The 26,163-nt window shown below is 72.1% G+C and carries 20 protein-coding genes, 1 pseudogene and 2 CRISPR repeat arrays; of the genes and pseudogenes, 16 read left to right on the plus strand and 5 right to left on the minus strand.

Going from position 1 to position 26,163, the window contains the following annotated elements; genetic code table 11:
• Both malQ and KUM32_RS16880 read left to right on the plus strand, forming a co-directional pair.
• On the plus strand, positions 1–1,593 hold a 1,593-nt coding region (malQ, locus tag KUM32_RS16875), incomplete at its 5' end, for a 4-alpha-glucanotransferase (protein WP_217142719.1).
• Between the two features lie 72 nt (positions 1,594–1,665).
• Positions 1,666–1,947, plus strand: a complete 282-nt coding sequence (locus tag KUM32_RS16880; protein ID WP_217142720.1) for a hypothetical protein — start codon at positions 1,666–1,668, stop codon at positions 1,945–1,947.
• Between the two features lie 233 nt (positions 1,948–2,180).
• On the opposite strand, the gene KUM32_RS16885 is transcribed toward KUM32_RS16880, so the two are convergent.
• Entirely contained in the window at positions 2,181–2,858 is a 678-nt protein-coding gene (locus KUM32_RS16885; protein WP_217142721.1) for a TetR family transcriptional regulator, read from the minus strand.
• 235 nt (positions 2,859–3,093) lie between these two features.
• Here KUM32_RS16885 and KUM32_RS16890 point away from each other — a divergent pair, with 235 nt between their 5' ends.
• The 9 genes from KUM32_RS16890 (at position 3,094) to cas2e (ending at position 15,662) form a co-directional block, all read left to right on the plus strand.
• A complete protein-coding gene (locus KUM32_RS16890; protein WP_217142722.1) occupies positions 3,094–4,551 on the plus strand; it encodes an FAD-dependent monooxygenase in 1,458 nt (485 codons plus the stop codon).
• A 77-nt stretch (positions 4,552–4,628) separates the two neighbouring features.
• Positions 4,629–5,999: direct repeats of the CRISPR family, unit length 29 nt; unit sequence GGGACCATCCCCGCGGGTGCGGGGAGCAG.
• A gap of 209 nt (positions 6,000–6,208) precedes the next feature.
• Positions 6,209–9,133 carry a CRISPR-associated helicase Cas3' gene (cas3, locus tag KUM32_RS16895; RefSeq protein WP_217142723.1) on the plus strand — a complete coding sequence of 975 codons (2,925 nt, stop codon included), beginning with the start codon at positions 6,209–6,211 and terminating at the stop codon, positions 9,131–9,133.
• On the plus strand, positions 9,117–10,898 hold the full coding sequence (gene casA, locus KUM32_RS16900; protein WP_217142724.1) for a type I-E CRISPR-associated protein Cse1/CasA: 1,782 nt from the start codon (positions 9,117–9,119) through the stop codon (positions 10,896–10,898). Before cas3 ends, casA begins: the two co-directional genes overlap by 17 nt.
• Positions 10,895–11,608, plus strand: coding sequence for a type I-E CRISPR-associated protein Cse2/CasB (gene casB, locus KUM32_RS16905; RefSeq protein WP_217142725.1), 714 nt, complete (start codon positions 10,895–10,897; stop codon positions 11,606–11,608). Before casA ends, casB begins: the two co-directional genes overlap by 4 nt.
• On the plus strand, positions 11,605–12,801 hold the full coding sequence (gene cas7e / locus KUM32_RS16910) for a type I-E CRISPR-associated protein Cas7/Cse4/CasC (protein WP_217142726.1): 1,197 nt from the start codon (positions 11,605–11,607) through the stop codon (positions 12,799–12,801). The genes casB and cas7e overlap by 4 nt, the downstream gene beginning before the upstream one ends.
• The gene (cas5e, locus tag KUM32_RS16915) at positions 12,798–13,547 is read left to right on the plus strand and encodes a type I-E CRISPR-associated protein Cas5/CasD (RefSeq protein ID WP_217142727.1); all 750 of its coding nucleotides are present in this window, start codon (positions 12,798–12,800) and stop codon (positions 13,545–13,547) included. Before cas7e ends, cas5e begins: the two co-directional genes overlap by 4 nt.
• On the plus strand, positions 13,547–14,335 hold the full coding sequence (gene cas6e, locus KUM32_RS16920; protein ID WP_217142728.1) for a type I-E CRISPR-associated protein Cas6/Cse3/CasE: 789 nt from the start codon (positions 13,547–13,549) through the stop codon (positions 14,333–14,335). Before cas5e ends, cas6e begins: the two co-directional genes overlap by 1 nt.
• On the plus strand, positions 14,332–15,303 hold the full coding sequence (gene cas1e, locus KUM32_RS16925) for a type I-E CRISPR-associated endonuclease Cas1e (RefSeq protein WP_217142729.1): 972 nt from the start codon (positions 14,332–14,334) through the stop codon (positions 15,301–15,303). Before cas6e ends, cas1e begins: the two co-directional genes overlap by 4 nt.
• The gene (cas2e, locus tag KUM32_RS16930; protein WP_217142730.1) at positions 15,300–15,662 is read left to right on the plus strand and encodes a type I-E CRISPR-associated endoribonuclease Cas2e; all 363 of its coding nucleotides are present in this window, start codon (positions 15,300–15,302) and stop codon (positions 15,660–15,662) included. Before cas1e ends, cas2e begins: the two co-directional genes overlap by 4 nt.
• Before the next feature lie 92 nt (positions 15,663–15,754).
• A CRISPR array of direct repeats spans positions 15,755–18,166; the repeat unit is 29 nt; unit sequence CTGCTCCCCGCACCCGCGGGGATGGTCCC.
• A gap of 213 nt (positions 18,167–18,379) precedes the next feature.
• Here the strand turns inward: cas2e and KUM32_RS45305 are convergent.
• Both KUM32_RS45305 and KUM32_RS16935 read right to left on the minus strand, forming a co-directional pair.
• Positions 18,380–18,613: a hypothetical protein gene (locus tag KUM32_RS45305; RefSeq protein ID WP_374227527.1), complete on the minus strand. Its 234-nt coding sequence runs from the start codon at positions 18,611–18,613 to the stop codon at positions 18,380–18,382.
• Positions 18,614–18,669: 56 nt separating this feature from the next.
• Positions 18,670–19,101, minus strand: a complete 432-nt coding sequence (locus KUM32_RS16935; RefSeq protein WP_217142731.1) for an ATP-binding protein — start codon at positions 19,099–19,101, stop codon at positions 18,670–18,672.
• A gap of 226 nt (positions 19,102–19,327) precedes the next feature.
• On the opposite strand from KUM32_RS16935, the gene KUM32_RS16940 reads away from it, so the two are divergent.
• Entirely contained in the window at positions 19,328–20,179 is an 852-nt protein-coding gene (locus tag KUM32_RS16940; protein WP_217142732.1) for a helix-turn-helix transcriptional regulator, read from the plus strand.
• An 8-nt stretch (positions 20,180–20,187) separates the two neighbouring features.
• Positions 20,188–20,382, plus strand: a complete 195-nt coding sequence (locus tag KUM32_RS16945; protein ID WP_217142733.1) for a DUF397 domain-containing protein — start codon at positions 20,188–20,190, stop codon at positions 20,380–20,382.
• A gap of 27 nt (positions 20,383–20,409) precedes the next feature.
• On the opposite strand, the gene pepN is transcribed toward KUM32_RS16945, so the two are convergent.
• Positions 20,410–22,989, minus strand: a complete 2,580-nt coding sequence (gene pepN / locus KUM32_RS16950) for an aminopeptidase N (protein ID WP_217142734.1) — start codon at positions 22,987–22,989, stop codon at positions 20,410–20,412.
• 112 nt (positions 22,990–23,101) lie between these two features.
• On the opposite strand from pepN, the gene KUM32_RS16955 reads away from it, so the two are divergent.
• Positions 23,102–23,578 (plus strand): DUF1203 domain-containing protein, encoded by a 477-nt coding sequence (locus KUM32_RS16955; RefSeq protein ID WP_217142735.1) that lies wholly within the window; start codon positions 23,102–23,104, stop codon positions 23,576–23,578.
• A 23-nt stretch (positions 23,579–23,601) separates the two neighbouring features.
• Here the strand turns inward: KUM32_RS16955 and KUM32_RS16960 are convergent, their stop codons facing one another.
• Complete coding sequence (locus KUM32_RS16960; RefSeq protein ID WP_217142736.1) at positions 23,602–24,618, minus strand: aspartate-semialdehyde dehydrogenase; 1,017 nt, start codon at positions 24,616–24,618, stop codon at positions 23,602–23,604.
• Between the two features lie 356 nt (positions 24,619–24,974).
• On the opposite strand from KUM32_RS16960, the gene KUM32_RS16965 reads away from it, so the two are divergent.
• Together KUM32_RS16965 and KUM32_RS16970 are read left to right on the plus strand one after the other, a co-directional pair.
• Positions 24,975–25,505 carry a sigma-70 family RNA polymerase sigma factor gene (locus tag KUM32_RS16965; RefSeq protein ID WP_308408671.1) on the plus strand — a complete coding sequence of 177 codons (531 nt, stop codon included), beginning with the start codon at positions 24,975–24,977 and terminating at the stop codon, positions 25,503–25,505.
• Position 25,506: 1 nt separating this feature from the next.
• Positions 25,507–26,163 (plus strand): annotated as a pseudogene (locus tag KUM32_RS16970) (hypothetical protein); the annotation flags it as partial.

Below are 26,163 nucleotides of genomic sequence, written 5' to 3' on the forward strand. Positions count from 1 at the left end.
TGGGGCATGGGCGACCTCGGCGACCTCGGTGAACTGGCCGACTGGGCCGCACGCGCCCTCGGCGCCGGATTCGTCCAGGTCAACCCCCTGCACGCGGCCGTGCCCGGCGCCCCCACGGACCCCTCCCCGTACCGGCCCTCCTCGCGCCGCTTCCCCGACCCCGTCCACCTGCGGATCGAGGACGTCCCCGAGTTCGCGTACGTCACCGACCCGGAGCGAGCCCGGACCCTCCAGGAGCGGGCCGGGCGGCTGCGCGAGGCCGTACTGGACCAGCGCGCCCTGATCGACCGGGACGCCGTGTGGGAGCTCAAGCGCGACGCCCTCGAACTGCTCCACGAGGTCCCCCTCGGCCCCGACCGCCGCGCCGCCTACCGCGACTACCTCGCCGAACAGGGCACGGCCCTGGAGGACCACGCCACCTGGTGCGCGCTCGCCGAGGTCCACGGCCCCGACTGGCACCGGTGGCCCGAGGGCCTGCGCGACCCCCGCTCGCCCGACACCCACCGCGCCCGCACCGAGCTGAGGGACCGCGTCGACTTCCACTCCCGCCTCACCTGGCTCACCGACACCCAGCTCACCGCCGCGCAGCGCACCGCCCGCGAGGCCGGCATGCCGGTCGGGATCGTCCACGACCTCGCCGTGGGCGTGCACCCGCGCGGCGCCGACTCCTGGGCCCAGCAGGAGTACTTCGCCGCCGGCATGTCGGTCGGCGCACCACCCGACGCCTTCAACGCCCGCGGCCAGGACTGGGGCCTGCCGCCCTGGCGCCCCGACCGCCTGGCCGAGTCCGGCTACGCCCCCTTCCGGCGCCTGCTGCGCGGCCTGTTGCGCTACGCCGGAGCCCTGCGCATCGACCACGTCATGGGCCTGTTCCGGCTCTGGTGGGTCCCCGAGGGCCACCCGCCCACCGAGGGCACGTACGTCCGCTACGACGCCGAGGCCATGCTCGCCGTCCTCGCCCTGGAGGCCACCCGGGCCGGTGCCGTGGTCATCGGCGAGGACCTGGGCACCGTGGAACCCGGCGTGCGCGAGGCGCTGCGCGAACGCGGGGTGCTCGGCACCTCCGTGCTCTGGTTCGAGCGCGACTGGGAGGGCGACGGCCACCCCCTGTCCCCCGAGCGGTGGCGCGCCGACTGCCTGGCCACCGCCACCACCCACGACCTGCCGTCCACCGCCGCCCGCCTCACCGGCGAGCACGTCGAACTCCGCGACCGCCTCGGCCTGCTCACCCGCCCTCTGGAGGAGGAACGGGCCGAGGCGTCGGCGGACACGGCCGAGTGGCTGGACGTCCTGGCCCGGCTCGGCCTGCTGCACCACCCAGGCGGCGACACCGCAAGCCCCGCCGAGGAGGCGGAGATCCAGGCCGTCCACCGCTTCCTGCTACGCACGCCCGCCCGCATGGTCGGCATCTGGCTCCCGGACACCGTCGGCGACCGCCGCCCGCAGAACCTCCCCGGCACCTGGGACCAGTACCCGAACTGGCGCCTGCCCGTCGCCGACGCCGAGGGCCGCCCGGTGACCCTGGAGGACCTGGCCGCCTCGCCCCGCCTGCACGCCCTGATCGACGTCCTGCGCGATCACGCCGACGGTTGAGCGGGGCGCGCCCCCGGTCCCGTACGGCACCCCGGGCGCGCGCTCCCTCCGGCCGTTCGCTAACTTTGCACCGTGGACAAGAAGAACGCCCTGCGCGCCGGCGCCCTGGCAGCCGGTACGACGCTGATGATGCTGCTCATGTCGTCCCCCGCGCTCGCGCTGACCCGCGACGACGGCGACGACCCCGGCCCGGGCCTGAGCGTCATCGAGACGCTGGGTCTCTACGTCCTGGCTCCGATCGTGCTGTTCCTGGTCATCGCGGGCCTGGTCATGGTCCTGGACCGGTCCCAGGAGAAGCACCGGGTGACCACCCGCAACATCAAGACGAAGGCCAAGGCCGGCGCGAAGGCCTGACGCCCCACTTCCACCACGCCGAGGGCGCCGCCCCCGCCACGCGTACGCACCAGCCGTACGCAGCGGGGGCGGCGCCCTCGGTGCTGTGCGGGTGCTGTGCGGCTGCTGTGCGGGTGGGGGCGGGGTCGGGTGGAGTGGGGTGGAGTGGGGCTGGTGCGCGGGGGCGCGGCGCCCGCGGGCCTGCCCGGACCAGGCCGGGCCGGGGCGGGTGCGGTCAGGCGGGGCAGCTCGCCTCAGAGCTGCCGGACCGGACCGCCCGGGTGGTCGGGAAGTCCCGGGTGCGGCGCCGTCAGGTACCGCTGCAGCGTCGGGCCCAGCCATGCCACGATCTCCTCCCGGGCCAGATCGGCGGCCGAGGGGAAGCGCAGGACGTACCGGGTGAGCGCCAGCCCCAGCAACTGGGAGGAGACCAGCGCGGCGCGCTCCGGGACCTGCTCCGGGTCGGGGCAGACCTGCCGGGCGACCGGGAGGACCTGGTCCCGGAAGATGTCCTGCGTGCGTTCGGCCCCGGCACGGCTGGTGGCGGCGACCCGGAGCAGAGCGGTGAGGACCTCGTTCCCCTCCCACATCGTGAGGAAGTGCCGCGCCAGTGCCTGCCCGACCTCGTGCCGGGGCAACGCGCCCAGGTCGGGCAACCCGAGGTCGATCGCGACGGCCGCAGCGAACAGGCCCTCTTTCGAGCCGTAGTAGCGCATCACCATCGACGGGTCGATCTTCGCGTCCCGGGCGATGGCGCGGATGGTCGCCCGCTCGTAGCCGTCGGAGGCGAACCGCTCGCGCGCGGCGCGCAGGATGGCGGCGCGGGTGGAGTCCGAGCGCCGGGCGGCGGGCCGGGACTCCCGGGGCCCGCGCGACTCAGGGGACTGGTGGGGCTCCTGGTACTCGCGGTGCTGTCCGTCGTCGGTGTGCATGCCTACGAGCGTAGGCCAACATCTGTAGGCCAACAAGCGTTGACTCTCCGTCGAAGTCGACTTACCGTGGTCTACGAGCGTTGGTCAACACACGTTGGCAAACGGGTGTTGGCCGACGGTGACGGCCGCTGGTGAACCGCCGTCGGCAAGCCGCCGCTGGCCCACACGCGTTGGCGCCCAGCCGTTGGCCCACACACGTTGGCATTCCGCACGTCGCCATCCAGGGAGGCCCCCGATGAACGACAGCCGCGTCAACCACGACCCCCGCACCGTCCTCGTCGTAGGCTCCGGCCCCACCGGGCTGCTGCTGGCCGGCGACCTGGCCACCGCCGGCATCCCCGTAACCGTCGTAGAGAAGCGCCCGCCCGGGATCAGCAACCTGTCCCGCGCCTTCGTCCTGCATGCCCGCACCCTCGAGCAGCTCGACGCCCGGGGCCTGGCGGACGAACTGGAGGCGCTCGGCCGCCCGCAGGACCGGCTGCCCCTCTTCGGCGGGCTCGCCCTCGATTTCACCGCACTCCCCTCCCGCTTCCGCCACGTCCTGGTCATCCCGCAGTACGAGGTCGAAAAGGTCCTGCTGCGGCGGGCCCGCGAGGCCGGCGCCGACATCCGGTACGGGACCGAGATGACCGCCCTGAGCCAGGACGCCGACGGGGTGACCGTCGATGTCACCGGGCCCGGCGGGGAGCACGAGCGGCTGCGGGCCGCGTACGTCGTCGGGGCCGACGGGATGCGCAGTGCCGTGCGGACCGCCGTCGGACTGCCGTTCCCGGGACGTTCGGTGGTCCGGTCGGTCATCCTGGCGGACGTACGGCTCGCCGCGCCGCCCGAAGCCCTCCTCTCCGCGAACGCCGTCGGCGACGCCTTCACCTTCCTCGGTGCCTTCGGCGACGGCTACCACCGCGTCGTCGCCTGGCGCCGGGACCGGAACACCCCCGACGACGCGCCCGTCGACCTCGACGAGGTCAGGGAGATCACCCGGCACGTCCTCGGCCACGACTTCGGCATGCACGACCCCCGCTGGCTGTCCCGCTTCCACAGCGACGAGCGCCAGGCACCCGCCTACCGCGTGGGCCGCGTCCTCCTCGCCGGGGACGCCGCGCACGTCCACACCCCGGCCGGCGGGCAGGGCATGAACATCGGCCTGCAGGACGCGGCCAACCTGAGCTGGAAGCTCGCCCAGGTGGTGGACGGTCACGCCCCCGACGCGCTGCTCGACACCTACCAGGCCGAACGACACCCCGTCGGCAGGGCGGCGTTGCGCAGCAGCGGCGGGATGATCCGGCTCGTCATGGCCCGGCGCCCCTGGACGCTGGCGCTGCGCAGGACCCTGGAGGCGGTGCTCGGCCGCGTCGGCCCGGCCCGCCGCAGGGTGGCCGGCCAGATCACCGGCATCGGAGTGCGCTACTCCGCGCCGTCCGGCGCCCACCGGACGGTCGGCGCCCGCGTCCCCGACGTAGCGCTCGCCGGCGGGCGCCACCTGCACCAGGCGCTGCGCGGCGGCCGGTTCGTGCTGATCACCCCGGAGCCGTACGCGGACGGGGGCGCGCACGGGGAGCGGCTGGCGGTGGAGCGCTGGGCCGGGAACCGGCGGACGAGCGTGCTGGTACGGCCCGACGGATACGTGGCCTGGGCGTCGGACACCGCCGGCCCGACCGCGATCGAGGCCGCCCTCGCCGCTCACGTCGGCTGAAGACCCCACAGTCCACGGCGGACGTGCGGGTCGGGGGAGCGGCTCACACGGGGACCGCAACGCCAACCTTTCAGCCTGGGACTGTCCCCGCGGGTGCGGGGAGCAGGGTCCGTGATCATGCCGGCGGTGATCGACGTCGGGACCATCCCCGCGGGTGCGGGGAGCAGAGGGAGAAGGCCGAGCGCGAGCACGCCGCGAGGGGACCATCCCCGCGGGTGCGGGGAGCAGGGCGCCCTGTTCCTGGTGACCGTCGGCCAGCCGGGACCATCCCCGCGGGTGCGGGGAGCAGTCTGGAGGTACGACGGGTCCGCTCTGGCCGTCGGGACCATCCCCGCGGGTGCGGGGAGCAGAGCTTGGGCACGGCGGGCCGCCGGCGCTTCGGGGGACCATCCCCGCGGGTGCGGGGAGCAGGCCCCCGCCCTGGCCGAGGCCGGGACGACGCTGGGACCATCCCCGCGGGTGCGGGGAGCAGCCGATCCCGTACGCCTCCGTGATCCGGTTGTGGGGACCATCCCCGCGGGTGCGGGGAGCAGTCGCCGAACCCCAGGCCGGGGGAGAAGACCTCGGGACCATCCCCGCGGGTGCGGGGAGCAGCCGATGCCCGGCACCGTCACGGTCCCGGCCCGGGGACCATCCCCGCGGGTGCGGGGAGCAGTGTCGACCTGGGCGTTGTGGGGGTCGCCCTGCGGGACCATCCCCGCGGGTGCGGGGAGCAGGGCCGGTCACCGACGATGATGATGCGTTCGACGGGACCATCCCCGCGGGTGCGGGGAGCAGGGAGCGAAGCGTCGGCATTGCCAGACGCCACGGGGACCATCCCCGCGGGTGCGGGGAGCAGCGGGAGGATCACGCACAAAGGAGGGGACCCATGGGACCATCCCCGCGGGTGCGGGGAGCAGCGGACGGTGTTGCGCCACACGGACGTAGGCGCGGGACCATCCCCGCGGGTGCGGGGAGCAGTCGTCCAGCGTCAGGGTGTAGACGGTGGGGTTGGGACCATCCCCGCGGGTGCGGGGAGCAGCAGGTCTTCTCCGCGTCGGCGAGCTTCGCCAGGGGACCATCCCCGCGGGTGCGGGGAGCAGGACTCGATCCTGGACCCCGCGCGAGACCGGGTGGGACCATCCCCGCGGGTGCGGGGAGCAGAGGGTCAGGTCGAGCAGGCCGGCGTGGTTGAGGGGACCATCCCCGCGGGTGCGGGGAGCAGGAAAAATGGGGGAAGACGTGGATGGTCACGAAGGGACCATCCCCGCGGGTGCGGGGAGCAGACAGCGGGTCTGAAGCTGCCGCCGAAGGCCGCGGGACCATCCCCGCGGGTGCGGGGAGCAGCATCTCTTCCAGCTCGAGTTCCATGCAGCCGGGGGACCATCCCCGCGGGTGCGGGGAGCAGCGTCCTCTGGCCCGACGGCACCGTCTCCGTCCGGGACCATCCCCGCGGGTGCGGGGAGCAGACTGTTTGACCTGCGGGTTTATTGCCGCAGGGGCGTGCTTTCAGCGACTTGTGCAGATTCCGGCAAATGGGGCATGGGGGGCGTGTGGCTCCGTAGATGCTTCCAGGGTTAGCCGATCATCCTACGGCTTGGAGGGGCCGTCTTTCGGTGGACTCTTCTGTTTGCTCGTTTTGGTGTGGCGAGCCGGGTTTTCCCTGTATCAATCCCTCATGAGAGATGGGGGGAAGGCCCGTTCCGGCCTGCTGTGTCGGCTGGGGGAGCCGGCTCGGTCGGTGTGGGCCAAGCATGACCGTGACAGCGACGGTTGGCTGCCGCTGTGGCGGCACATGGAGGACAGTGCCGCGGTGGCCGGCCTGTTGTGGGACCGGTGGCTGCCTGTAGGGGTGCGGAATCTGATCGCCGAGGCGTTGCCACGGGGGGAGTCGGACGCGCGTGCCCTTGCCGTGTGGCTCGCCGGTGTGCACGACGTCGGCAAGGCCACCCCGGCCTTCGCCTGTCAGGTCGATCAGCTTGCCGACGCGATGCGCGGCCAGGGGTTGGAGATGCGCTCGGTGAGGGCCTTGGGGCCGGATCGTCGGGTCGCGCCGCACGGTCTGGCCGGTCAGGTGCTGCTGGGGGAATGGCTGGAGGAACGGCACGGTTGGGCATCCGCGCGGACCGGGCAGTTCACGGTTGCCGTGGGCGGGCATCACGGTGTGCCGCCCGAGTATGGCCAGATCAAGGCCCTGTACGAGCATGAGGAGTTGCTGCGCACCCCTGGTGTGAGCAGCCGGGTGTGGCGGCAGGTGCAGACCGAACTGCTCGATGCCTGTGCCGAGCAGTTCGGTGTGGCAGAACGGCTGGCGGGATGGCGGACTGTCAGGCTGCCGCAGCCCGTGCAGGTGCTGCTCACCGCGCTGGTGATCGTCTCCGACTGGATCGCCAGCAACCCGGACCTCTTCCCGTACTTCCCCGACGGAGCGTCCCGCAACGACCAAGAGCGTCTTGCCGCGGCCTGGCAGGGGCTGGACCTGCCGGAACCCTGGCAGGCCGAAGAGCCGGACAGCAGTGCTCAGGAGCTGTTCAGCTCCCGGTTCGAACTGCCGACGGGAGCGGAGATACGGCCTGTCCAGGAAGCTGCGGTGAAACTCGCCCGGGAGATGGAGACGCCCGGTCTGATGATCGTTGAAGCGCCGATGGGCGAGGGGAAGACGGAAGCGGCACTCGCCGTGACCGAGATCTTCGCGGCGCGTTCGGGTGCGGGCGGGGTGTTCTTCGCTCTGCCCACGATGGCCACCGGCAATGCAATGTTCCCCCGCCTGCTCGACTGGCTGGAACGGTTGCCGGGGGTGGCGGGCTCACGCCGCTCGGTGCACCTGGCCCATTCCAAAGCGGCTCTCAACGAGGACTTCGCCGGTCTGATGGCCCGTACGGGAGGAGTCGTGGCCGTCAATGTGGACGAAGCTGCGCCCTCGTCCCGGCAGAAGCTGGACGAACGGCGCCGTGCGGGGGCCGAGCTGGTGGCGCATGCCTGGCTGCGTGGCCGTAAGAAGGCCATGCTGGCGTCGTTCGTCGCGGGCACTATCGACCAGTTGCTGTTCGCGGGGTTGAAGAGCAGGCACCTGGCACTGCGGCACCTCGCCGTGGCCGGGAAGGTCGTCGTCATCGACGAGGCGCACGCCTACGACACGTACATGAGCGTGTACCTGGACCGGGTGCTGTCCTGGCTGGGTGCGTACCGCGTTCCGGTCGTGGTGCTGTCCGCGACTCTGCCGGCCTCACGCAGGCGGGAACTCGCCGAGGCCTACTCCGGCCGTGCCGACGAGGTCGTCACCGGGGAAACACGCGCGTCGGACGCGTACCCGTTGCTGACCGCCGTCGCTCCGGGCGGCGTTCCGCTGGTCCGCCGCCCGAAGGCGTCGGCCCGGTCGACGCAGGTGCGGGTGGAGCGTCTGGCCGACGGCCTGGACGTGCTCGCCGACCGGCTGGACAGTGAGCTGACCGACGGCGGGTGCGTCCTGGTGATCCGGAACACCGTCCAACGGGTGTTGGAAGCGGCTCACGCGCTGCGTGACAGGTTCGGCGCCGGGAGCGTGACGGTCGCCCATTCCCGTTTCGTCGATCTCGACCGGGCGGACAAGGACCGCGCTCTGCTCCGCTTCTTCGGACCCCCGGAGAAGACGGACGACCGGCCCACGGGGCGGCACATCGTGGTGGCCAGCCAGGTCGCCGAGCAGTCCCTGGACGTTGACTTCGACCTGCTGGTCAGTGACCTGTGCCCGGTCGACCTGCTCCTGCAGCGCATGGGCCGGCTGCACCGCCACCGACGCGGACAGGACCAGTGGGAGCGGCCCGAACGCCTGCGCACCGCGCGTTGTCTGGTGACGGGGGTCGACTGGACTGCGGGCGTACCCGCCCCGGTGCGGGGGTCGGTCGCGGTGTACGGGCGGCACACCCTGCTGCGTTCGGCCGCGGTACTCCTCCCCCACCTGGACGGCGGAGCCCGGCGGCCGGTGCGACTGCCGGCGGACATCAGCGCCCTCGTGCAGAGCGTGTACGGGCAAGACCCGGTCGGGCCGGACCACTGGCAGGACGCGATGAAGACGGCGGCCGAGCGGTTCGACGAGCACCGCGACGACCAGGCCCAGCGCGCCGCCGTGTTCCGTCTGGGAGGCATCGGCAAACCAGGACGGCCGCTGTTCGGCTGGGTCGCCGCCGGCGTGGGAGACACCGACGACACCCCCGCCGGGCGTGCCCAGGTCCGCGACAGCCGGGACAGCCTGGAGGTCGTCGTCGTGCAGCGGCGCGGCGACGGGAGCCTCGCCACCCTCCCGTGGCTCGAGCCGGACGGCAAGGGACGACAGCGCGCCGGCCTGGAGCTGCCGCAGGACGCGACGCCGACACGGTTCGCGGCCCGTACGGCCGCAAGCTGCGGACTGCGGCTCCCCATGCAGTTCTCCGGCGAGACCATGGACCGGGCCATCGAGGAGCTGGAGCGGCTGTATCTGCCCAACTGGCAGGGTAAGAACAGCCCTTGGCTGTCCGACCAGCTGATTCTCGCTCTCGACGAGGACTGTCAGACCCGCCTGGCAGGGTTTGCACTCCGCTACAGCCCAAGTGACGGTCTTGAGGTGACCCGTGACGAAGACGACTGAACCCTCCGGTGCCGGTACGACTACCGGTGGGGAGGCGGGTGAGGCGCTGTCCTTCGACCTGACCAGTCGGCCCTGGATCGGTGTGCTGCGGTGCGATGGCTCGCAGGATGAGCTGTCGCTTCGCCAGGTCTTCGCTCAGGCCGATGATCTGCGGTGTGTCGTAGGCGAACTGGCCACCCAGGAGTTCTCCTTGGTCCGTCTCCTGCTGGCCGTCGCACACGACGCGCTGGACGGCCCCGGCGACATCGAGGAGTGGGCCGAGCTGTGGGAGGATCCTGACTGTTTCGCTCCGGTCCAGGCCTACCTGGAGCAGCAGCGTGAGCGGTTCGACCTTCTGCATCCTGTCACGCCGTTCCAGCAGTCCGCCGGGCTGCGTACGGCGAAGGACGAGGTGTTCTCCCTCAACCGGATCGTGGCCGACGTGCCGGCCGGGGAGCCGTTCTTCAGCGCGCGGATGCCGGACGTGCAACGGCTGTCCTTCGCCGAGGCCGCCCGCTGGGTCGTCCACGTCCACGCCTACGACACCTCCGGCATCAAGTCCGGCATGGTCGGCGACGACCGGGTCAAGGGCGGCAAGGTGTACCCGCTCGGCACTGGATGGGCGGGTGGGCTGGGCGGCGTCTTCGTGGAGGGCGCCACGCTGCGCGAGACCCTGCTGCTGAATCTGGTGGCGGCGGACACCGAGGGACTCGGCTTCTCCCCCGACGACCGGCCGGCCTGGCGCCGTGAGCCCTGCGGGCCGGGCTCCGACGGGCGTTCCGCAACCGGTCTGCGCGACCTGTACACCTGGCAGTCGCGCCGGGTACGCCTGCACCACGATGCGGACGGCGTGCACGGTGTCGTCCTCGGCTACGGAGATCCACTCGCGTCCCGGAACATGCACGGCAGCGAGCCGATGACCGCGTGGCGGCGCAGCCCCACGCAGGAGAAGAAGCTGGGGCAGTCCCGCGTGTTTCTGCCGCTGGAACACGATCCGGCCCGCTCGGCCTGGCGGGGTATCGCCGCGCTCCTCGCCGACCGGCTGGAGGAGGCCGGCGGTAGCGAGGGGCCCTCGCGGCTGCGGCCGCGGATCCTCGAGTGGGTCGCGCGGCTGGTGACCGAGGGCCGCCTCTCCCGTCGCTTCCTCGTCCGTACCCGCGTGGTGGGTGTCCGGTACGGGACCCAGCAGTCGGTGGTCGACGAGGTGGTCGACGACCGCCTGGAGATGCCGCTCGTCCTGCTTCACGGGCAGGACCCCGCCTACGCCCGGCAGGCCATCGCCGCGGCCGAGGACGCCGACCGGGCGGTGCGGGCCCTGGGAGATCTCGCGGCCGATCTGGCCCGGGCGACCGGATCCGAGGAGGAAGGCCCGAAGGCCGCCGCTCGTGCCGAGGGGTTCGACGCGTTGGACCAGCCGTACCGCGGCTGGCTGTCCGACATGGCCGAGGCTCCCGATCCCTTCGAGCACCGGCACACGTGGCAGCACAAGGTACGGCAGACGGTGGGCCGTCTGGGTGACCGTCTCATCGCCGCCGCGGGTGACGCGGCCTGGGAGGGGCGGATCCACACCGACAGCAAGGGCAGCACCCACTGGCTGAACGCAGGCCTGGCCGACGTGTGGTTCCGGGGGCGGCTGGCCAGGGCGCTGGGCAACCCGGACGCCCCCGACTCCCCGGGGCCCGACCGAAGTTCCACCGCCTCGGCCGACAGCAGTCCGCCCGGCCCGGGCCACGACGGTCCGACGGGAACCGACCACAGCGCGACCGACCCGGAGGTGCACGTATGACCGCCACCGCATCCGCCCCGCCCGCGGCAGTCCCGGTTCACCGGCAGGTCGCGGACCTCACGGCCACACTCATCGACTCCTGGCAGCAGGGATACCTCCAGGACAGGTCCCCGGCGGTCGCCGCTCTTGCCCGGCTGCGCCGCGGTGCGGGTCGCGAGGCCGGCGAGACACCCGATCTGTGGAGCCTGATCGACACCGATCCGCTCCACAGGCCGGCCCCGGGAACTCGGCCGCTGAGCGAGCAGGAACTGGTCCGTGCCGAGAACGCGCTGCACGCGGCCCTCACTCTCTGGGCGTTCCACCAGCAGTCCCGCGGCACGCCCATGCATCGTCGGCACACCCGTGAGCGGCCGGGCGGCCTGGGCGCGGCGGTCCGGCGCGTGATGCCGTCCGACGGCACCGACGCCCCCGTCCGTAAGCGCCTGGTCCGCGCGGGCACCGCCCCCGACCTCGTCACCCTCACCCAGCGGCTGCGGGACATCGTCGCCCTGCTGCGCCGCGACGACGTCCCGCTCGACTACGCCCTCCTCGCCGGCCAGCTCTACCTCTGGCAGTGGCCCGACGGGCCCGCCGCTGTACGCCGCCGGTGGGGTCGCTCCTTCCACGAGCAGCCGCGGACCCGGCCGGCCACTGACCGGAACACCGCCCCGGCCACCGACCCCGCCCCCGACGAGAACACCACCCCGGACACCGACAAGGACGCCTCGTGAACCGCATCTTCCTGGACGTGCACGCCCTGCAGACCGTCCCGCCCAGTAACCTCAACCGGGACGACACGGGCGCACCCAAGACGGCCGTCTACGGCGGAGTGCCCCGCGCGCGTGTCTCCAGCCAGGCGTGGAAGCGGGCCATCCGCACCTGCTTCAAGAACGAGCACCTGCTCGACCCCGCCGAGCTGGGCGTGCGGACCAAGAAGATCGTGGAGCTTCTGGCCGACCGGATCACCGGGCTCGACCCGTCCGTCGAACGGGAGGCGGCACTGAAGCTCGCCGACGAGACGGTGCGGGCCGCGGGTTTCAAGACCGAGGTCCCCAAGCGGAAGGCCGACCAGGCGAAGAAGGACGGGGGCCCCGCTCCCGCCCCGGAGAGCAAGTACCTGGTCTTCCTCAGCTCCCGGCAGCTCGACGGCCTGGCCCGCCTCGCGCTGGAAGGCGCCGGTGACATCACGGCGTTCCTGAAGACCAAGGAGAACAGGGCCCGGGCCAAGGAACTCGCGGACACCCGGCACTCCGTGGACATCGCCCTGTTCGGCCGGATGGTCGCCGACGTCGCCGACATCAACGTCGACGCCGCCGTGCAGGTCGCGCACGCCCTCAGCGTCCACCGGGTCGACAACGAGTCCGACTACTACACGGCCGTCGACGACGAGAACACGGACGAGGAGACCGGCGCCGGAATGATCGGCACCGTCGACTTCAACTCCGCGACCCTCTACCGCTACGCAGCTCTCGGCGTGCACCTGCTCGCCGCCAACCTCGGCCAGGGCCTGCGCGACGACGAACCGCGCACCGAGCCGGTCCGCCGGGCCGTCGAGGCCTTCGTGCGGGCCTTCGTCGACTCCCTCCCCACCGGGAAGATCAACACCTTCGGGCACCACACCGAGCCCGACGCCGTGGTCGTCAAGCTCCGCACCACCAGGCCCATCAGCTACGTCGCCGCCTTCGAGGACCCGGTCCGCAGCGACGGCGGCGGACACCTGCGCGAGGCAGCCGACCGGCTCGCCGCCTACGCGTCCGACGTCGAGCGCGCCTACGGCGACCCCGAGTCCACCCTCACCTGGGTGCTGCGGGTCGGCCCCGCCACGCAGAAGCTCGCCGATCTCGGCACCGAGACGGGCACGCTGCGCGAACTCGCCGCCGCCGTCGGACGGGCCGCCACCGAACGCCTGGCGAAGCCCGCATGAGCCCCACAGGCGTACTCGTCCTTCGCCTGGCAGGCCCCCTGCAGTCCTGGGGGGCCTCCTCCCGTTTCACCCGCCGCACCACCGAATCGGCCCCGACCAAGAGCGGCGTCATCGGCCTGCTCGCCTCGGCCGCCGGCATCGAACGCGGCGACGACACGCGGCTGGCTCCCTTGGCGGCACTCAGGTTCGGGGTCCGCATCGACCAGCCCGGCACCCGCATCCGGGACTTCCACACCGCCCACCACGGCGTCACCGGCGCGTCCATGCCACTGTCCGAGCGGTTCTACCTCGCCGACGCCGTCTTCGTCGCCGCCGTCGAGGGCGACCACGCCCTGATCACCGGCCTGCACGACGCCCTGCGCGCCCCGGTCTACCTGCCGTATCTCGGCCGACGCTCGTGTCCGCCCTCCGAACCGGTCGACCTCGCACGGTACGAGGACACGACACTCGAGGACGTCCTGACGAGTGTGCCGTGGCAGGCGTCCGCCTGGTACCGCAGACGCCACCGGACCCCGCAGACCCTGACCGTACTGCGCGAGACCGCCACCCACGAGCCCGCACGCACACGCACGGCCGACGTCCTGCGCGACAAGCCGGTCAGCTTCGACGCCGCCCACCGGCGGCACGCACTGCGCACCGTCGTCACCACCGCCGTACCCACTCCGATCCCCGCGGGCGGCGGCAGCCCGCAGGGCCCACACGACCCGTTCGCCGCCCTCGAGGCCCTGGAGAATGAGAGCGCCTGATGTTCCTCTCCCGTTTCCGCGTCAACACCGCGCGGCCCGGCGCTCGCCGCCTGCTGTCCTCGCCCCAGGCCATGCACGCGGCCGTCATGTCGTCCTTCCCGCACATCCTGCCCTCCGACAGCCCGCAGCCCGACGCACCGCGCGTGCTGTGGCGCCTGGACCAGCAGGCCCGCGCCGAGGTGCTGCTGTATGTCGTCAGCCCGGACCGCCCCGACCTGACTCACCTCGTCGAGCAGGCCGGATGGCCCGCCGTCGCCGGCCCCGAGAACCCCGGCTGGCAGACCCGGCCCTACGCGCCCCTCCTCGACCGGCTGGCCTCCGGCGACCGCTGGGCGTTCCGCCTGACCGCGAACCCCGTGCACACCGTCCGCCGCAAGGAGGGCGAACCCCGCAAGCTCACCGCCCACCTCACACCCGTCCACCAGATGGGCTGGCTGCTCGACGAGGAACGCCAGAAGCGCCTCGGTTTCCGCATCTGCGAGAAACCGGCAGGCCGACGCCTCCTGCCCGAGGGCACCACCCACCACAAGCACCCCCACCCCGGCGACCGCTACGAGCTGGCCGTACGGGACACACGATCCCTCGCCTTCGACAAGTCCCGCGGCTCCGGCGCACGCCACGACAAGCCGGTCACCGTCGTCACCGTCACCTTCGAGGGACGGCTGGAGGTCACCGACCCCGCCGCGCTGCGCCGCACCCTCACCCAGGGCATCGGCCGGGCCCGCGCCTACGGCTGCGGCCTGCTCACCCTGGCACCCGTCACCCAGCCCGCCCACAGAGCGCCATGAGCACGGTCTCCCGGCGCCCGGCGCTCACTCCCAGGCAGCTCACCCGCACCGGCGACCGCCTCTCCTTCATCTACCTGGAACGCTGCACGGTCCACCGCGACGCCAACGCCATCACGGCCCAGGACGCGGAAGGCACCACCCACATCCCCTCCGCGACCATCGGCACCCTCCTCCTCGGGCCCGGCACCCGCGTCACCCACCAGGCCATGAGCGTGCTCGGCGAGACCGGTGCGGCCGTCTGCTGGGTCGGCGAACACGGCGTGCGCTACTACGCATCCGGCCGCGCCCTCAGCCGCTCCTCCACCCTCATGGAGGCCCAGGCCCGCCAGTGGGCCAACCCGCGCAGCCGCCTCGCCGTGGCACGGAAGATGTACCGGCTGCGCTTCCCGGAGGAGGACCCCGCCGGTCTCACCCGGCACGAACTCCTCGGCCGTGAGGGAAAGCGGGTCAAGGACTGTTACCGGGCCCAGGCCGCCCGCACCGGCGTCACTTGGCGCGGCCGCCGCTACACCCCCGGCGACTTCGCCGGCGGCGACGCCGTCAACCAGGCCATCACCGCCGCCGCCCAGTGCATGTACGGCATCGCCCATGCCGTCGTCACCTCCCTGGGGTGCAGCCCCGCCCTCGGTTTCATCCACTCCGGTCACGAACTGTCCTTCGTCCTGGACATCGCCGACCTCTACAAGACGGAGATCGGCATCCCACTCGCCTTCGACGTGGCCGCACAGGACGAGGAGGACACCGGCCCCCGTACCCGCCGCGCACTGCGGGACCGCATCAACGAAACGTCCCTGCTGAACCGTTGCGTCGACGACATCAAGCACCTCCTGCTCCCGGAAGCGGCCGGCTCCACCAGCCCCGGCGACGACGACCGGGACGTGGTCACGCTCCAAAGCGACCACGGCCACCAGGTCGCCTCCGGCATCAACCACGACGGCCCCGACGACTACGGGGACGAGCTCTGGTGACCGTCATCGTCCTCACCAACTGTCCGGCCGGACTACGCGGCTTCCTCACACGCTGGCTACTGGAGATCTCCGCCGGCGTGTTCGTGGGCAACCCCTCGGCCAGAATCCGCGACGCGCTCTGGCAAGAGGTCCAGCAGTACGCGGGACAGGGCCGCGCCCTGCTGGCCCACACCACCAACAACGAACAGGGCTTCACCTTCCGCACCCACGACCACGCCTGGCACCCGACCGACCATGAAGGCATCACCCTGATCCACCGCCCCGACCCGAACGCCCCCGTCCCCGGCCCAGCTCCCCAGAACGCACCACCATCCGGCTGGAGCAAGGTCGGCAAACGCCGGCGCTTCGGCAGACGCTGATCCACACCGAGCCACTTATGTCCGATTTGCCAGAACCGATGAAAGTACTCGAAAACCGCCCCCAGCCCCAGTAAAACCCCAGGTCACCCAGTCTGCTCCCCGCACCCGCGGGGATGGTCCCGGCCGGGCGTCACCAATCCCCGGCTACGCATTCTGCTCCCCGCACCCGCGGGGATGGTCCCGCTTGGGGCTGCCGCACGAGTCGTCGCTTCAGCTGCTCCCCGCACCCGCGGGGATGGTCCCTGTGTGATCGGTGGGGGCTCCCTGCACCTGTCCTGCTCCCCGCACCCGCGGGGATGGTCCCCCGCTTCCCCAGCCGCCGAGCAGCCCGAAAACCTGCTCCCCGCACCCGCGGGGATGGTCCCTGGCGCTCGTCGCCACGGAGCCGGCACATGGCCTGCTCCCCGCACCCGCGGGGATGGTCCCCCCAAGATCGGTAAGGTCACAAAACTTCAGAGCTGCTCCCCGCACCCGCGGGGATGGTCCCTCGTGCGGGGTGGGACGGCGGCGGCGCTGGATCTGCTCCCCGCACCCGCGGGGATGGTCCCGGATGGCGCTGGCGCAGATCTGGCCGCGGATACCTGCTCCCCGCACCCGCGGGGATGGTCCCCCCATCCCCCTCCGACCCTCCGACCACCTCACCTGCTCCCCGCACCCGCGGGGATGGTCCCGTATCGGCTACTCGACCGGCACGAGATCGGTCCTGCTCCCCGCACCCGCGGGGATGGTCCCGCCTCGTCCTGCTGCGGACTCATCGCCGAGGCACTGCTCCCCGCACCCGCGGGGATGGTCCCGGGTTGGCCATGATCCCCCCGAAGTGACTGTTCTGCTCCCCGCACCCGCGGGGATGGTCCCGCCCGCGGCAACGCCAACGGCAAGCCGCTCCTCTGCTCCCCGCACCCGCGGGGATGGTCCCGCGGACTGGAACGCCGGGCTGGCGGCGAACTTCTGCTCCCCGCACCCGCGGGGATGGTCCCTCATCGGACTCACGGACGATGGCAGGCATGAGCTGCTCCCCGCACCCGCGGGGATGGTCCCTCGCGCACCTTCAGCTTCAGGCCGCTGCAGTTCTGCTCCCCGCACCCGCGGGGATGGTCCCAGCGCGGTCAGCATCTCAGGTCTCACGCGGACCTGCTCCCCGCACCCGCGGGGATGGTCCCTCTGTTGTTTCTTTCCCAAGGCGACCGGATTTCTGCTCCCCGCACCCGCGGGGATGGTCCCCCGCAGGCCCGCATGCGACTCATGGCCCAGGACTGCTCCCCGCACCCGCGGGGATGGTCCCGCCCGGTCGGAGAGGAGCGCGACCTTGCGGTGCTGCTCCCCGCACCCGCGGGGATGGTCCCCACGGGGTTCGTCGCCGAGCAGCGCGGCTGGCTCTGCTCCCCGCACCCGCGGGGATGGTCCCAACGCCAGGCACCCGGTGGATGCGTGGGCCAGCTGCTCCCCGCACCCGCGGGGATGGTCCCCCGCACGGCCGCGGACCCGACCGAAAGCCACGCTGCTCCCCGCACCCGCGGGGATGGTCCCAGCTTGTCCAGGTTCATGGTTCCCCCTCTCGGCTGCTCCCCGCACCCGCGGGGATGGTCCCTCCCGCAGTGACGCGCAGGACCAGGCGCTCACCTGCTCCCCGCACCCGCGGGGATGGTCCCGCCTCCTGGCCGTCCTTGGCCAGGCCCAGTTTCTGCTCCCCGCACCCGCGGGGATGGTCCCCGGCAGGCGGACAAGGCCGAAGCCCGTGCCGACTGCTCCCCGCACCCGCGGGGATGGTCCCATCGGAGAGGGCTACGCCCGGGAGATCTTCGGCTGCTCCCCGCACCCGCGGGGATGGTCCCCGGACCGCACACTACGCGTGAAGATCATCGACCTGCTCCCCGCACCCGCGGGGATGGTCCCCTGCGCACCATGTACGACGCGTCCGAGGCCCGCTGCTCCCCGCACCCGCGGGGATGGTCCCGTCGCCTGAGAGGAGCTGACCAGTCATGATGCCTGCTCCCCGCACCCGCGGGGATGGTCCCCCTGGCCGCCGCCGGCTCCCCCGCCGGGGTCACTGCTCCCCGCACCCGCGGGGATGGTCCCGTCGCGATCCGCCGGCACCCGCACGACGGGGACTGCTCCCCGCACCCGCGGGGATGGTCCCGCGAGGAAGCGCACGAGTCCGCCGAAGGTGGACTGCTCCCCGCACCCGCGGGGATGGTCCCTACACCGCGGAGACGATCTGATGGCGACAGAGCTGCTCCCCGCACCCGCGGGGATGGTCCCCAATGGATTAAAAGTCTGATGACGGGCCATGCCTGCTCCCCGCACCCGCGGGGATGGTCCCTTCGGTACGTCGCAGACGGTCACGTGAGTAGACTGCTCCCCGCACCCGCGGAGATGGCCCCCGGCCGTAGAACTGGTCGTCGACCCGCAGGGGCTGCTCCCCGCACCCGCGGGGATGGCCCCGTGTCGTGGCTCATCGAGGACGGCCGCCTGAAGCTGCTCCCCGTTCACTGCGGCTGTCGCCGGCTGGGTGACTCGGCGGAGACGCAGGCGCTGGTGAACTGGCCGACGTGAAGTGCTGGCGAACCTGCCAGGCTCGGGGCGGGAAGCGCGACGGCCCCAAGGGCGCGTTCAGCAGCACCCTGAGCGGGCGCCCAGCGCGAGGTGGGCCGCCAGGCGAGGTGGCAGCGGAGCTGCCCCTTTTCCCAGCGGCCTCCTCCCGAACCCGTCGTGCGACGTTAATCGCAACGGGCTCTCCAGTGACTGCCGTGAGCTGCGGTTTCGCGTCCAACGTGGATGCCGTCGTGGCAGGTTGAGCAGACCACGAGTGTCTTGCGTCGTTTCCTGGCCATGAGGGCTGCCCAGTTGGGTTGTTCCTGCCCGAGCCGGTCGAGGTCTGCGAGCTTGCGGATCTGGTGGACCTGGATCTTTTCGGTCCGTCCGCAGAGTTCGCATGCTACGGTCCCCTCCACCTTTCGGCTTCGGGTAAGTCATTGGACCCAGGGATATCCTCCAAATCCCTCCCAGCTCAGCCGGGGATACATTCAGACGCCTCCAGGGCGCACTCGCACCACACGTACTTGCCCCTGTTGCCGTCCCTCGTCAGTGGCTGCCAGCCCCAGACGTCGGCGCAGGCGCGCACGAGTGCCAGGCCCCGGCCGTCCTCCCGTTCCAGTGCCGGGGCGAAGGGCTGCGGCGGCTCGGGCGGCGACGGGTCCGCGTCCCAGACCCCGAGCCGCAGGACCCCTGCTCCCGACCAGCACACGCGCAGGGCGGCGGGCCCCTTGGTGTGGCGTACGGCGTTGGAGACCAGCTCCGTTGCCAGCAGCTCCGCCAGGTCGGTGAGGCGGATCAGACCGTGCACGGTGAGGATCAGGCGCAGGGTGCGGCGGCAGACGGTGACGGCTCTCAAGTCGTGCGGGATGTACAGGGAGTACTCCCAGGGTTCGGTTTCGGGCATGCGAACTCCTGATTGGGTGAAGGGTGGAGGGTGCGCTGCGGTCACGGGGTGCGGTGTCTTTGCTGCCCCGTCATGCAGCACGGAGCAGTGCGCTTCCAGCACCTGTCACTTCACAGCGTGTCCAGCGCGTCACTGACGGTATGGCATAGATTTATTACGCTGCAAGCCTGTCGCGTAATCTGGCCCTGAACGAGTCGCTCCACCGCGTCCGTTGAGAGGAGGGGCCATGCCGCCCAGAGTTCAGCCCACGGCACGTCAGGAGCGCCTGGGTGCTGAACTGCGGAAACTGCGAGTAGCCGCCGGACTCAAGGCGACCGAGGCGGCGAGTCTGCTCGGGGTGAACTCCGTCCAGATGAGTCAGATCGAGTCGGGCATCGCAGGAGTGAGTGAAGAGCGCCTACGGCGGCTCGCCGCCCACTACGCCTGCGGCGACGAGGAGTTGGTATCAGCGCTGGTGGCCATGACCACTGACCGGACCCGTGGCTGGTGGGAGGAGTACCGGGGGTCGCTGGCCAACTCTTTCCTCGACCTTTCGGAGTTGGAGCACCATGCTCGCTTCCGGTGGGACGTGGACTTTTTGCACGTCCCGGGACTTCTGCAGACCGAGGACTACGCCTGCGCCCTTTTCTCGTACGTGAACTCCGAATTCGCGGAGGAGGACGTGAACCGCTGGGTGGAGCATCGCATGCGGCGCCAGATCATCATCGAGAGACCGGATCCGGTCCCGTATGAAGCCGTCGTCCATGAAGCTGCCCTGCGGATCAGAGTTGGCGGCCGCGCCCAGGCGAAGGCTCAACTGCGGCGAATTCTGGAGCTCTCCGAGGCAGACCACATCAGCGTGCGCGTCATCCCCTTCGAGGTGGACGGCTTCGGCGGAGCCGGGAGCGCCATGGTGTACGCCGGCGGCGCCGTCCCCGCGCTGGACACCGTGGTACGCGACGGACCGCACGGAACGGCGTTCATCGACGCCGAGGCTCAGCTCCTCCGCTTTCGAACACTTTTCCATAGGCTGGAGTCGGTGGCGCTCGAGCCCGGGCGTTCCCGTGAGTTCATCCACCGCCTGGCGAAGGAACTGTGAGGCCCGCGATGGCAGATGTCTGGAAGAAGTCGTCCTACTCCGGCGGAGGTGAAGGCAATGCCTGCGTCGAAGTGGCTCGCCGCCACCTGCGGGTAGCCGTCCGCGACTCCAAGAACCCCTCCCACGGCCCCCTCTCCGTCCCCGCCCCCGCCTTCACCGCCTTCATCGGCGCCCTGAAGGAACACCGAGGGCGCCCGGCGTAGCACCAGGCGCCCTCGGTCGCGTACCGCCTACTCGCCGGTGGCCGCCGCCGCGTCCGCCGCCTGTGCCCGGAGCGCGCGCTCGACGCCCGCGCGGGACTCGGAGACCAGGCGGCGCAGGGCCGCGTTCGGGTCGGCGGTGGACAGCCAGGCGTCCGTGCGGTCCAGGGTCTCCTGAGAGACCTGGACCGACGGGTACAGGCCGACCGCGATCTGCTGGGCCATCTCGTGCGAGCGGGACTCCCAGACACCCTTGAGGGACTCGAAGTACCGATCGGTGTACGGCTCCAGCAGCTCGCGCTGGTCGGTCTGGACGAAGCCGGCGATGACCGCCTCCTGGACCGCGTTCGGGAGCTTGTCCGACTCGACGACCGACGCCCAGGCCTCCTCCTTGGCCTGCTCGGTCGGGCGGGCGGCACGCGCGGTGGCGGCGTGACGCTCACCGGCGGCGGTCTTGTCCCGCTCGTACTCGCCGTCGATCTCCGTACCGCCGAACCGGCCCACGGCCGCCAGCCGCTCCACGAACGCCCAGCGCAGCTCCGTGTCGACGGCCAGGCCATCGATCGACGTCGTGCCGTCCAGCAGCGCGTCGAGCAGGTCCAGCTGCTCCGGTGTCCTGGCCGTCGCCGCGAACGCCCGCGCCCAGGCCAGCTGGTGGTCGCTGCCCGGCTCGGCCGCCCGCAGGTGGGCCAGCGTGGCCTCGGTCCAGCGGGTGAGCAGCGCGTCGCGGGCGGCCGGGGCGGCGTACTGGTCGATGGCCAGCTTCACCTGGCGGTGCAGCGACTGCACGACGCCGATGTCGGACTCCTTGCCGATGCCGGAGAGCACCAGGGAGAGGTAGTCGCGCGTCGCCAGCTCCGCGTCGCGGGTCATGTCCCAGGCCGACGCCCAGCACAGGGCGCGCGGCAGCGACTCGGTGAAGTCGCCGAGGTGCTCGGTGACGACCGCGAGGGACTGCTCGTCCAGGCGGACCTTGGCGTACGACAGGTCGTCGTCGTTGAGCAGCAGCACCGCCGGGCGGGGCTTGCCGACCAGCTGCGGTACGGCCGTCAGCTCGCCGTCCACGTCCAGCTCGACGCGGTCGCCGCGCACCAGCTTGCCGTCGGCGTCCAGGTCGTAGGCGCCGATGGCGATGCGGTGGGGACGCAGCGTGGGCTCGCCCTTGGCACCGGCCGGGAGCGCCGGGGCCTCCTGGCGGATCGCGAAGGACGTGATGACACCGCTGGCGTCCGTCTCGATCTCCGGGCGCAGGACGTTGATGCCGGCCGTCTCCAGCCACGCCTTCGACCAGGTCTTCAGGTCGCGGCCGGAGGTCTCCTCCAGCGCGCCCAGCAGGTCGGACAGGCGCGTGTTGCCGAACGCGTGCCGCTTGAAGTAGGCCTGCACGCCCCGGAAGAACGCGTCCTCACCGACGTACGCGACGAGCTGCTTCAGCACCGAGGCGCCCTTGGCGTACGTGATGCCGTCGAAGTTGACGAGCACGTCGTCCAGGTCGCGGATGTCGGCCATGATCGGGTGCGTGGACGGCAGCTGGTCCTGCCGGTACGCCCAGGTCTTCATGGAGTTCGCGAACGTCGTCCACGAGTGCGGCCACTTCGAGCCGGGCGCGTCGGCCTGGCAGGCGGCCTCGGCGTAGGTGGCGAACGACTCGTTCAGCCACAGGTCGTTCCACCACTCCATGGTGACCAGGTCGCCGAACCACATGTGCGCCAGCTCGTGCAGGATCGTCGCCGCCCGCACCTCGTACGCGGCGTCCGTCACCTTCGAGCGGAAGACGTACTGGTCGCGGATGGTCACCGCGCCCGCGTTCTCCATCGCGCCCGCGTTGAACTCGGGCACGAAGAGCTGGTCGTACTTCTTGAAGGGGTACGCGTAGTCGAACTTCTCCTGGAACCAGTCGAAGCCCTGCCTGGTCACCTCGAAGATGGCGTCGGAGTCCAGGTACTCGGCGAGCGAGGGGCGGCAGTAGATGCCGAGCGGGACGGACTGGCCGTCCTTCTCGTACACGCTGTGCACCGAGTGGTACGGGCCGACGATCAGCGCCGTGATGTACGACGAGATGCGCGGGGTCGGCTCGAACGCCCAGACGTTGTCCTTCGGCTCCGGGGTGGGCGAGTTGGAGATGACCGTCCAGCCCTCGGGCGCCTTCACGGTGAACTGGAAGGTCGCCTTCAGGTCCGGCTGCTCGAAGCTCGCGAAGACCCGGCGCGCGTCCGGCACCTCGAACTGGGTGTAGAGGTAGGCCTGGTCGTCGACCGGGTCGACGAACCGGTGCAGGCCCTCGCCGGTGTTGGTGTACGCGCAGTCGGCGACCACGCGCAGGACGTTGCGCCCCGACAGCAGGCCCGGCAGGGCGATGCGGGAGTCCTGGAACACCTCGGCGGGATCGAGGGCGTCGCCGTTGAGCGTCACCTCGTGGACCGTCGGCGCGACCAGGTCGATGAAGGACTCGGCGCCGCTCTCCGCCACGTCGAAGCGCACCGTGGTCACGGACCGGTAGGTGCCGCCCTCCTGCGCGCCGGTGAGGTCGAGATCGATCTCGTACGAGTCAACGGTCAGCAGCTTCGCCCGCTGCTGCGCCTCTTCGCGAGTCAGGTTTGTGCCAGGCACGCGGTCATCTCCTCGTTATGTGTGGGTTGCGCCATCCTTCCACGTGATCCGCACGGAACGCGATGTCCGTTTCCCGCCGGTGTCCGTGCCGGGCGCGCGCGAGCCTGGGCCCATGAGCGACCACACCGTACGGCCCATCCCCCCGATCACCCTCAAGGAACTGCGCGCCCTGGACGACGCGGGCCGCGTCCCCACCCCCGTGACCGACGACGAGGGCGGCACGCCCCTGCGCTGCTGCCTGCGCCACAGCCGCCCCGGCGAGCGGATCGCCCTGGTCTCCTACGCCCCGCTGCGCCGCTGGGCGGCCGGGACCGGTGCCGACCCGGGCCCGTACGACGAGCAGGGTCCGGTCTTCGTCCACGCCGAGGAGTGCGCCGGGCCGGACGGGGACGGGCTCCCCTTCACCCACTCGCACCGCACGGTCCGCCGCTACAGCGCCGACGGGCGCATCCTGGGCGGACGGCTGGTCGAGGAGCCCGACGCGTTCGAACCCGCCGTCCGGGAAGCGTTCGACGACCCGGCCGGGGCGTTCGTCCACGTTCGGGCCGTCGAGTACGGCTGCTTCCTCTACGAGGTCACCAGGGGGTAGGTGGTCCGGCAGCGCACCGGGGGCTAGCCCTTCAGCTCCGCCGCCACCAGCTCCGCGATCTGCACCGCGTTGAGCGCGGCGCCCTTGCGGAGGTTGTCGCTGGAGACGAACAGGGCGAGGCCGTTCTCCACGGTCTCGTCCTTGCGGATGCGGCCGACGTACGACGGGTCCTGGCCGGCGGCCTGGAGCGGGGTCGGCACGTCCGTGACGGCGACACCGGGGGCGCCGCCCAGCAGCTCCTTGGCGCGCTCCACGCTGATCGGGCGGGCGAAACGGGCGTTGACCTGGAGGGAGTGACCGGTGAAGACGGGCACGCGCACGCAGGTGCCGGAGACCTTCAGCTCCGGGATCTCCAGGATCTTGCGGGACTCGTGGCGGAGCTTCTGCTCCTCGTCGGTCTCGTTCAGGCCGTCGTCGACGATCGAGCCGGCCAGCGGCAGCACGTTGTACGCGATCGGCGCCACGTACTTCTCCGGCGTCGGGAACTCCGCCGCCGAACCGTCGTGGGTGAGCTTCGGGGCGTCCTCGCCGACCTTCTTCACCTGCTCGAACAGCTCGTCCACACCGGCGAGGCCGGAGCCGGACACCGCCTGGTAGGTGGCGACGACCAGGGCTTCGAGGCCCGCCTCGGCGTGCAGCGGCTTCAGCACCGGCATCGCGGCCATCGTGGTGCAGTTCGGGTTGGCGATGATGCCCTTGGGGCGGTCGGCGATCGCGTGCGGGTTGACCTCGGAGACCACCAGCGGGACCTCGGGGTCACGGCGCCAGGCGGAGGAGTTGTCGATCACGACCGGGCCCTGGGAGGCGACCTTCTCGGCCAGTGCCCTGGAGGTGGCGCCGCCCGCGGAGAACAGCACGATGTCCAGGCCGGAGTAGTCGGCGGTGGCCGCGTCCTCCACCGTCACACCGTCCAGCTCCTTGCCGGCGCTGCGGGCCGAGGCGAACAGGCGCAGCTCGGTGACCGGAAAGTTCCGCTCCGTGAGGATCCTGCGCATGACCGTGCCGACCTGACCGGTGGCTCCGACGATTCCGACCCTCACGGTGACTCCTTCTCCGTTTGTGCGCGTGTCTTCACGCGCGCGTTGCTCGGCCGAGACCTTTCCATCATGCGGCCCGGCCCGGCCCACCTGTCCAATTCTTTGCGCGAGGTGCCCGCACCCTGGGACGCGGCGGCTCGGCCGACGGGCGCCGTCCTTCGGTGAAAACCCGTCCTGATCTGCAGAAATTCAGCCCGGTACGGCCCCGCGCCGCAAGCTGTGCTGTCCCGCCCCTGCCCATCCCTCCCCACCCCACACGACGATGTGACGTATGCCTCGCGCCACGGCACGGCCGCCCGGGCGAACGTTTCGGGCCCCGTCGGCGTCCTAGGGGAAACGCGGCGAGGGGAGGGGTGGCCGTGCTGCGCGGAAGGGGCCGCCGCGGCCAGGGGGACGCAGCATGCGACGACCCTCTGGACGCGGCCCAGGAGCGTCGGGTGCGGGCGGTGCTCGCGCTGGGCGGGGTGCCGCAGGCGGACCTGCCGGACGGGGTGCAGCAGGTCCGCCTGCGGCTGCTGGAGCGGACGGCGAGCGGGCGCGAGGCACCGCGCGACGTGTCCGCGTGGGCGGCGGTCGTCGCCTCCAACCTGGCCATGGACTGGCACCGGGCCAGGCGCCGCCAGGACCGGATCGGCGAGCGCCTGGCCGCCCTGCGCCAGTCCGACCACCCTTCCGGCGAGGAGACCAGCCTGCTCTCCCTCGCCGTCGCCCGGGGCCTGGACGAGCTGCCCGACGCCCAGCGCCAGGTCCTCGTCCTGCGCTTCTACGCCGACCTGTCGGTGCGCGGCATCGCCGAGGAGCTGGGCATCCCGGAGGGCACGGTCAAGAGCAGGCTGCACACGGCGGTACGGGCGCTGCGGGCCCGCCTGCACGAGGACGAGGTGGTGTGAGATGGCCGCCGAGCACCCCGGTGGGGACGACGCGCTGATGCTGGCGATCACGGGTGAGCCGCTGCCGCCCGGGTCGGACACGGACGCCGAGGCGGAGTACCGGTCGGCGGCGGCCGACGTGGCACTGCTGCGGCAACAGCTGAACGTCCTCGGCCACGCCCTGACCGAGCCGCCCCGTGGTCCGGACGCCGCGGGGCCGGACGCCGCGGGGCCGGACGCCGTCGGGTCATATGCCCCTGGGCGGGACATCACCGGGCCGGAGGCCGCCGGGCCGCGCGCCCGTGGACCGGAGGCCGCCGGGCCGCGCGCCGGTGGGCTGGATGCCGCCGGGCGGGGCACCGCTGGGCTGGACGCCGCGGGAACGGGCGCTCCCGGGCCGGATGCCGGCGGGCTGGACGCCGTCGGGGCGCACGCCGCCGGGCCGGAGGCCGCCGGGCCGCGCGCCGGTGGGCTGGATGCCGCCGGGCGGGGCACCGCTGGGCTGGACGCCCCCACACCGGCCACCGCCGAGGTGGACGCCGCCGGGCCACAGGCCCCTGGCGCGGGCACCTCCGGCCCGTACATCCCCGGTCCGGGCACCCCTGGCGCGGGCACCTCCGGCCCGCGCACCCCCAGCCCACGCACCCCCGGCCCGCGCACCCCCAGCCCGGGCACCTCC

The sequence above is a fragment of the Streptomyces sp. AC627_RSS907 genome (assembly GCF_019049165.1).

Excerpts from the sequence above, each read along its gene's own strand:
- KUM32_RS16885 (WP_217142721.1), bottom strand. The coding sequence starts at position 2,858 with ATGCACACCGACGACGGACAGCACCGCGAGTACCAGGAGCCCCACCAG.
- KUM32_RS16890 (WP_217142722.1), top strand. The coding sequence starts at position 3,094 with ATGAACGACAGCCGCGTCAACCACGACCCCCGCACCGTCCTCGTCGTA.
- cas3 (WP_217142723.1), top strand. The coding sequence starts at position 6,209 with ATGAGAGATGGGGGGAAGGCCCGTTCCGGCCTGCTGTGTCGGCTGGGG.
- casB (WP_217142725.1), top strand. The coding sequence starts at position 10,895 with ATGACCGCCACCGCATCCGCCCCGCCCGCGGCAGTCCCGGTTCACCGG.
- cas5e (WP_217142727.1), top strand. The coding sequence starts at position 12,798 with ATGAGCCCCACAGGCGTACTCGTCCTTCGCCTGGCAGGCCCCCTGCAG.
- cas6e (WP_217142728.1), top strand. The coding sequence starts at position 13,547 with ATGTTCCTCTCCCGTTTCCGCGTCAACACCGCGCGGCCCGGCGCTCGC.
- cas1e (WP_217142729.1), top strand. The coding sequence starts at position 14,332 with ATGAGCACGGTCTCCCGGCGCCCGGCGCTCACTCCCAGGCAGCTCACC.
- KUM32_RS16935 (WP_217142731.1), bottom strand. The coding sequence starts at position 19,101 with ATGCCCGAAACCGAACCCTGGGAGTACTCCCTGTACATCCCGCACGAC.
- KUM32_RS16940 (WP_217142732.1), top strand. The coding sequence starts at position 19,328 with ATGCCGCCCAGAGTTCAGCCCACGGCACGTCAGGAGCGCCTGGGTGCT.
- KUM32_RS16945 (WP_217142733.1), top strand. The coding sequence starts at position 20,188 with ATGGCAGATGTCTGGAAGAAGTCGTCCTACTCCGGCGGAGGTGAAGGC.
- KUM32_RS16955 (WP_217142735.1), top strand. The coding sequence starts at position 23,102 with ATGAGCGACCACACCGTACGGCCCATCCCCCCGATCACCCTCAAGGAA.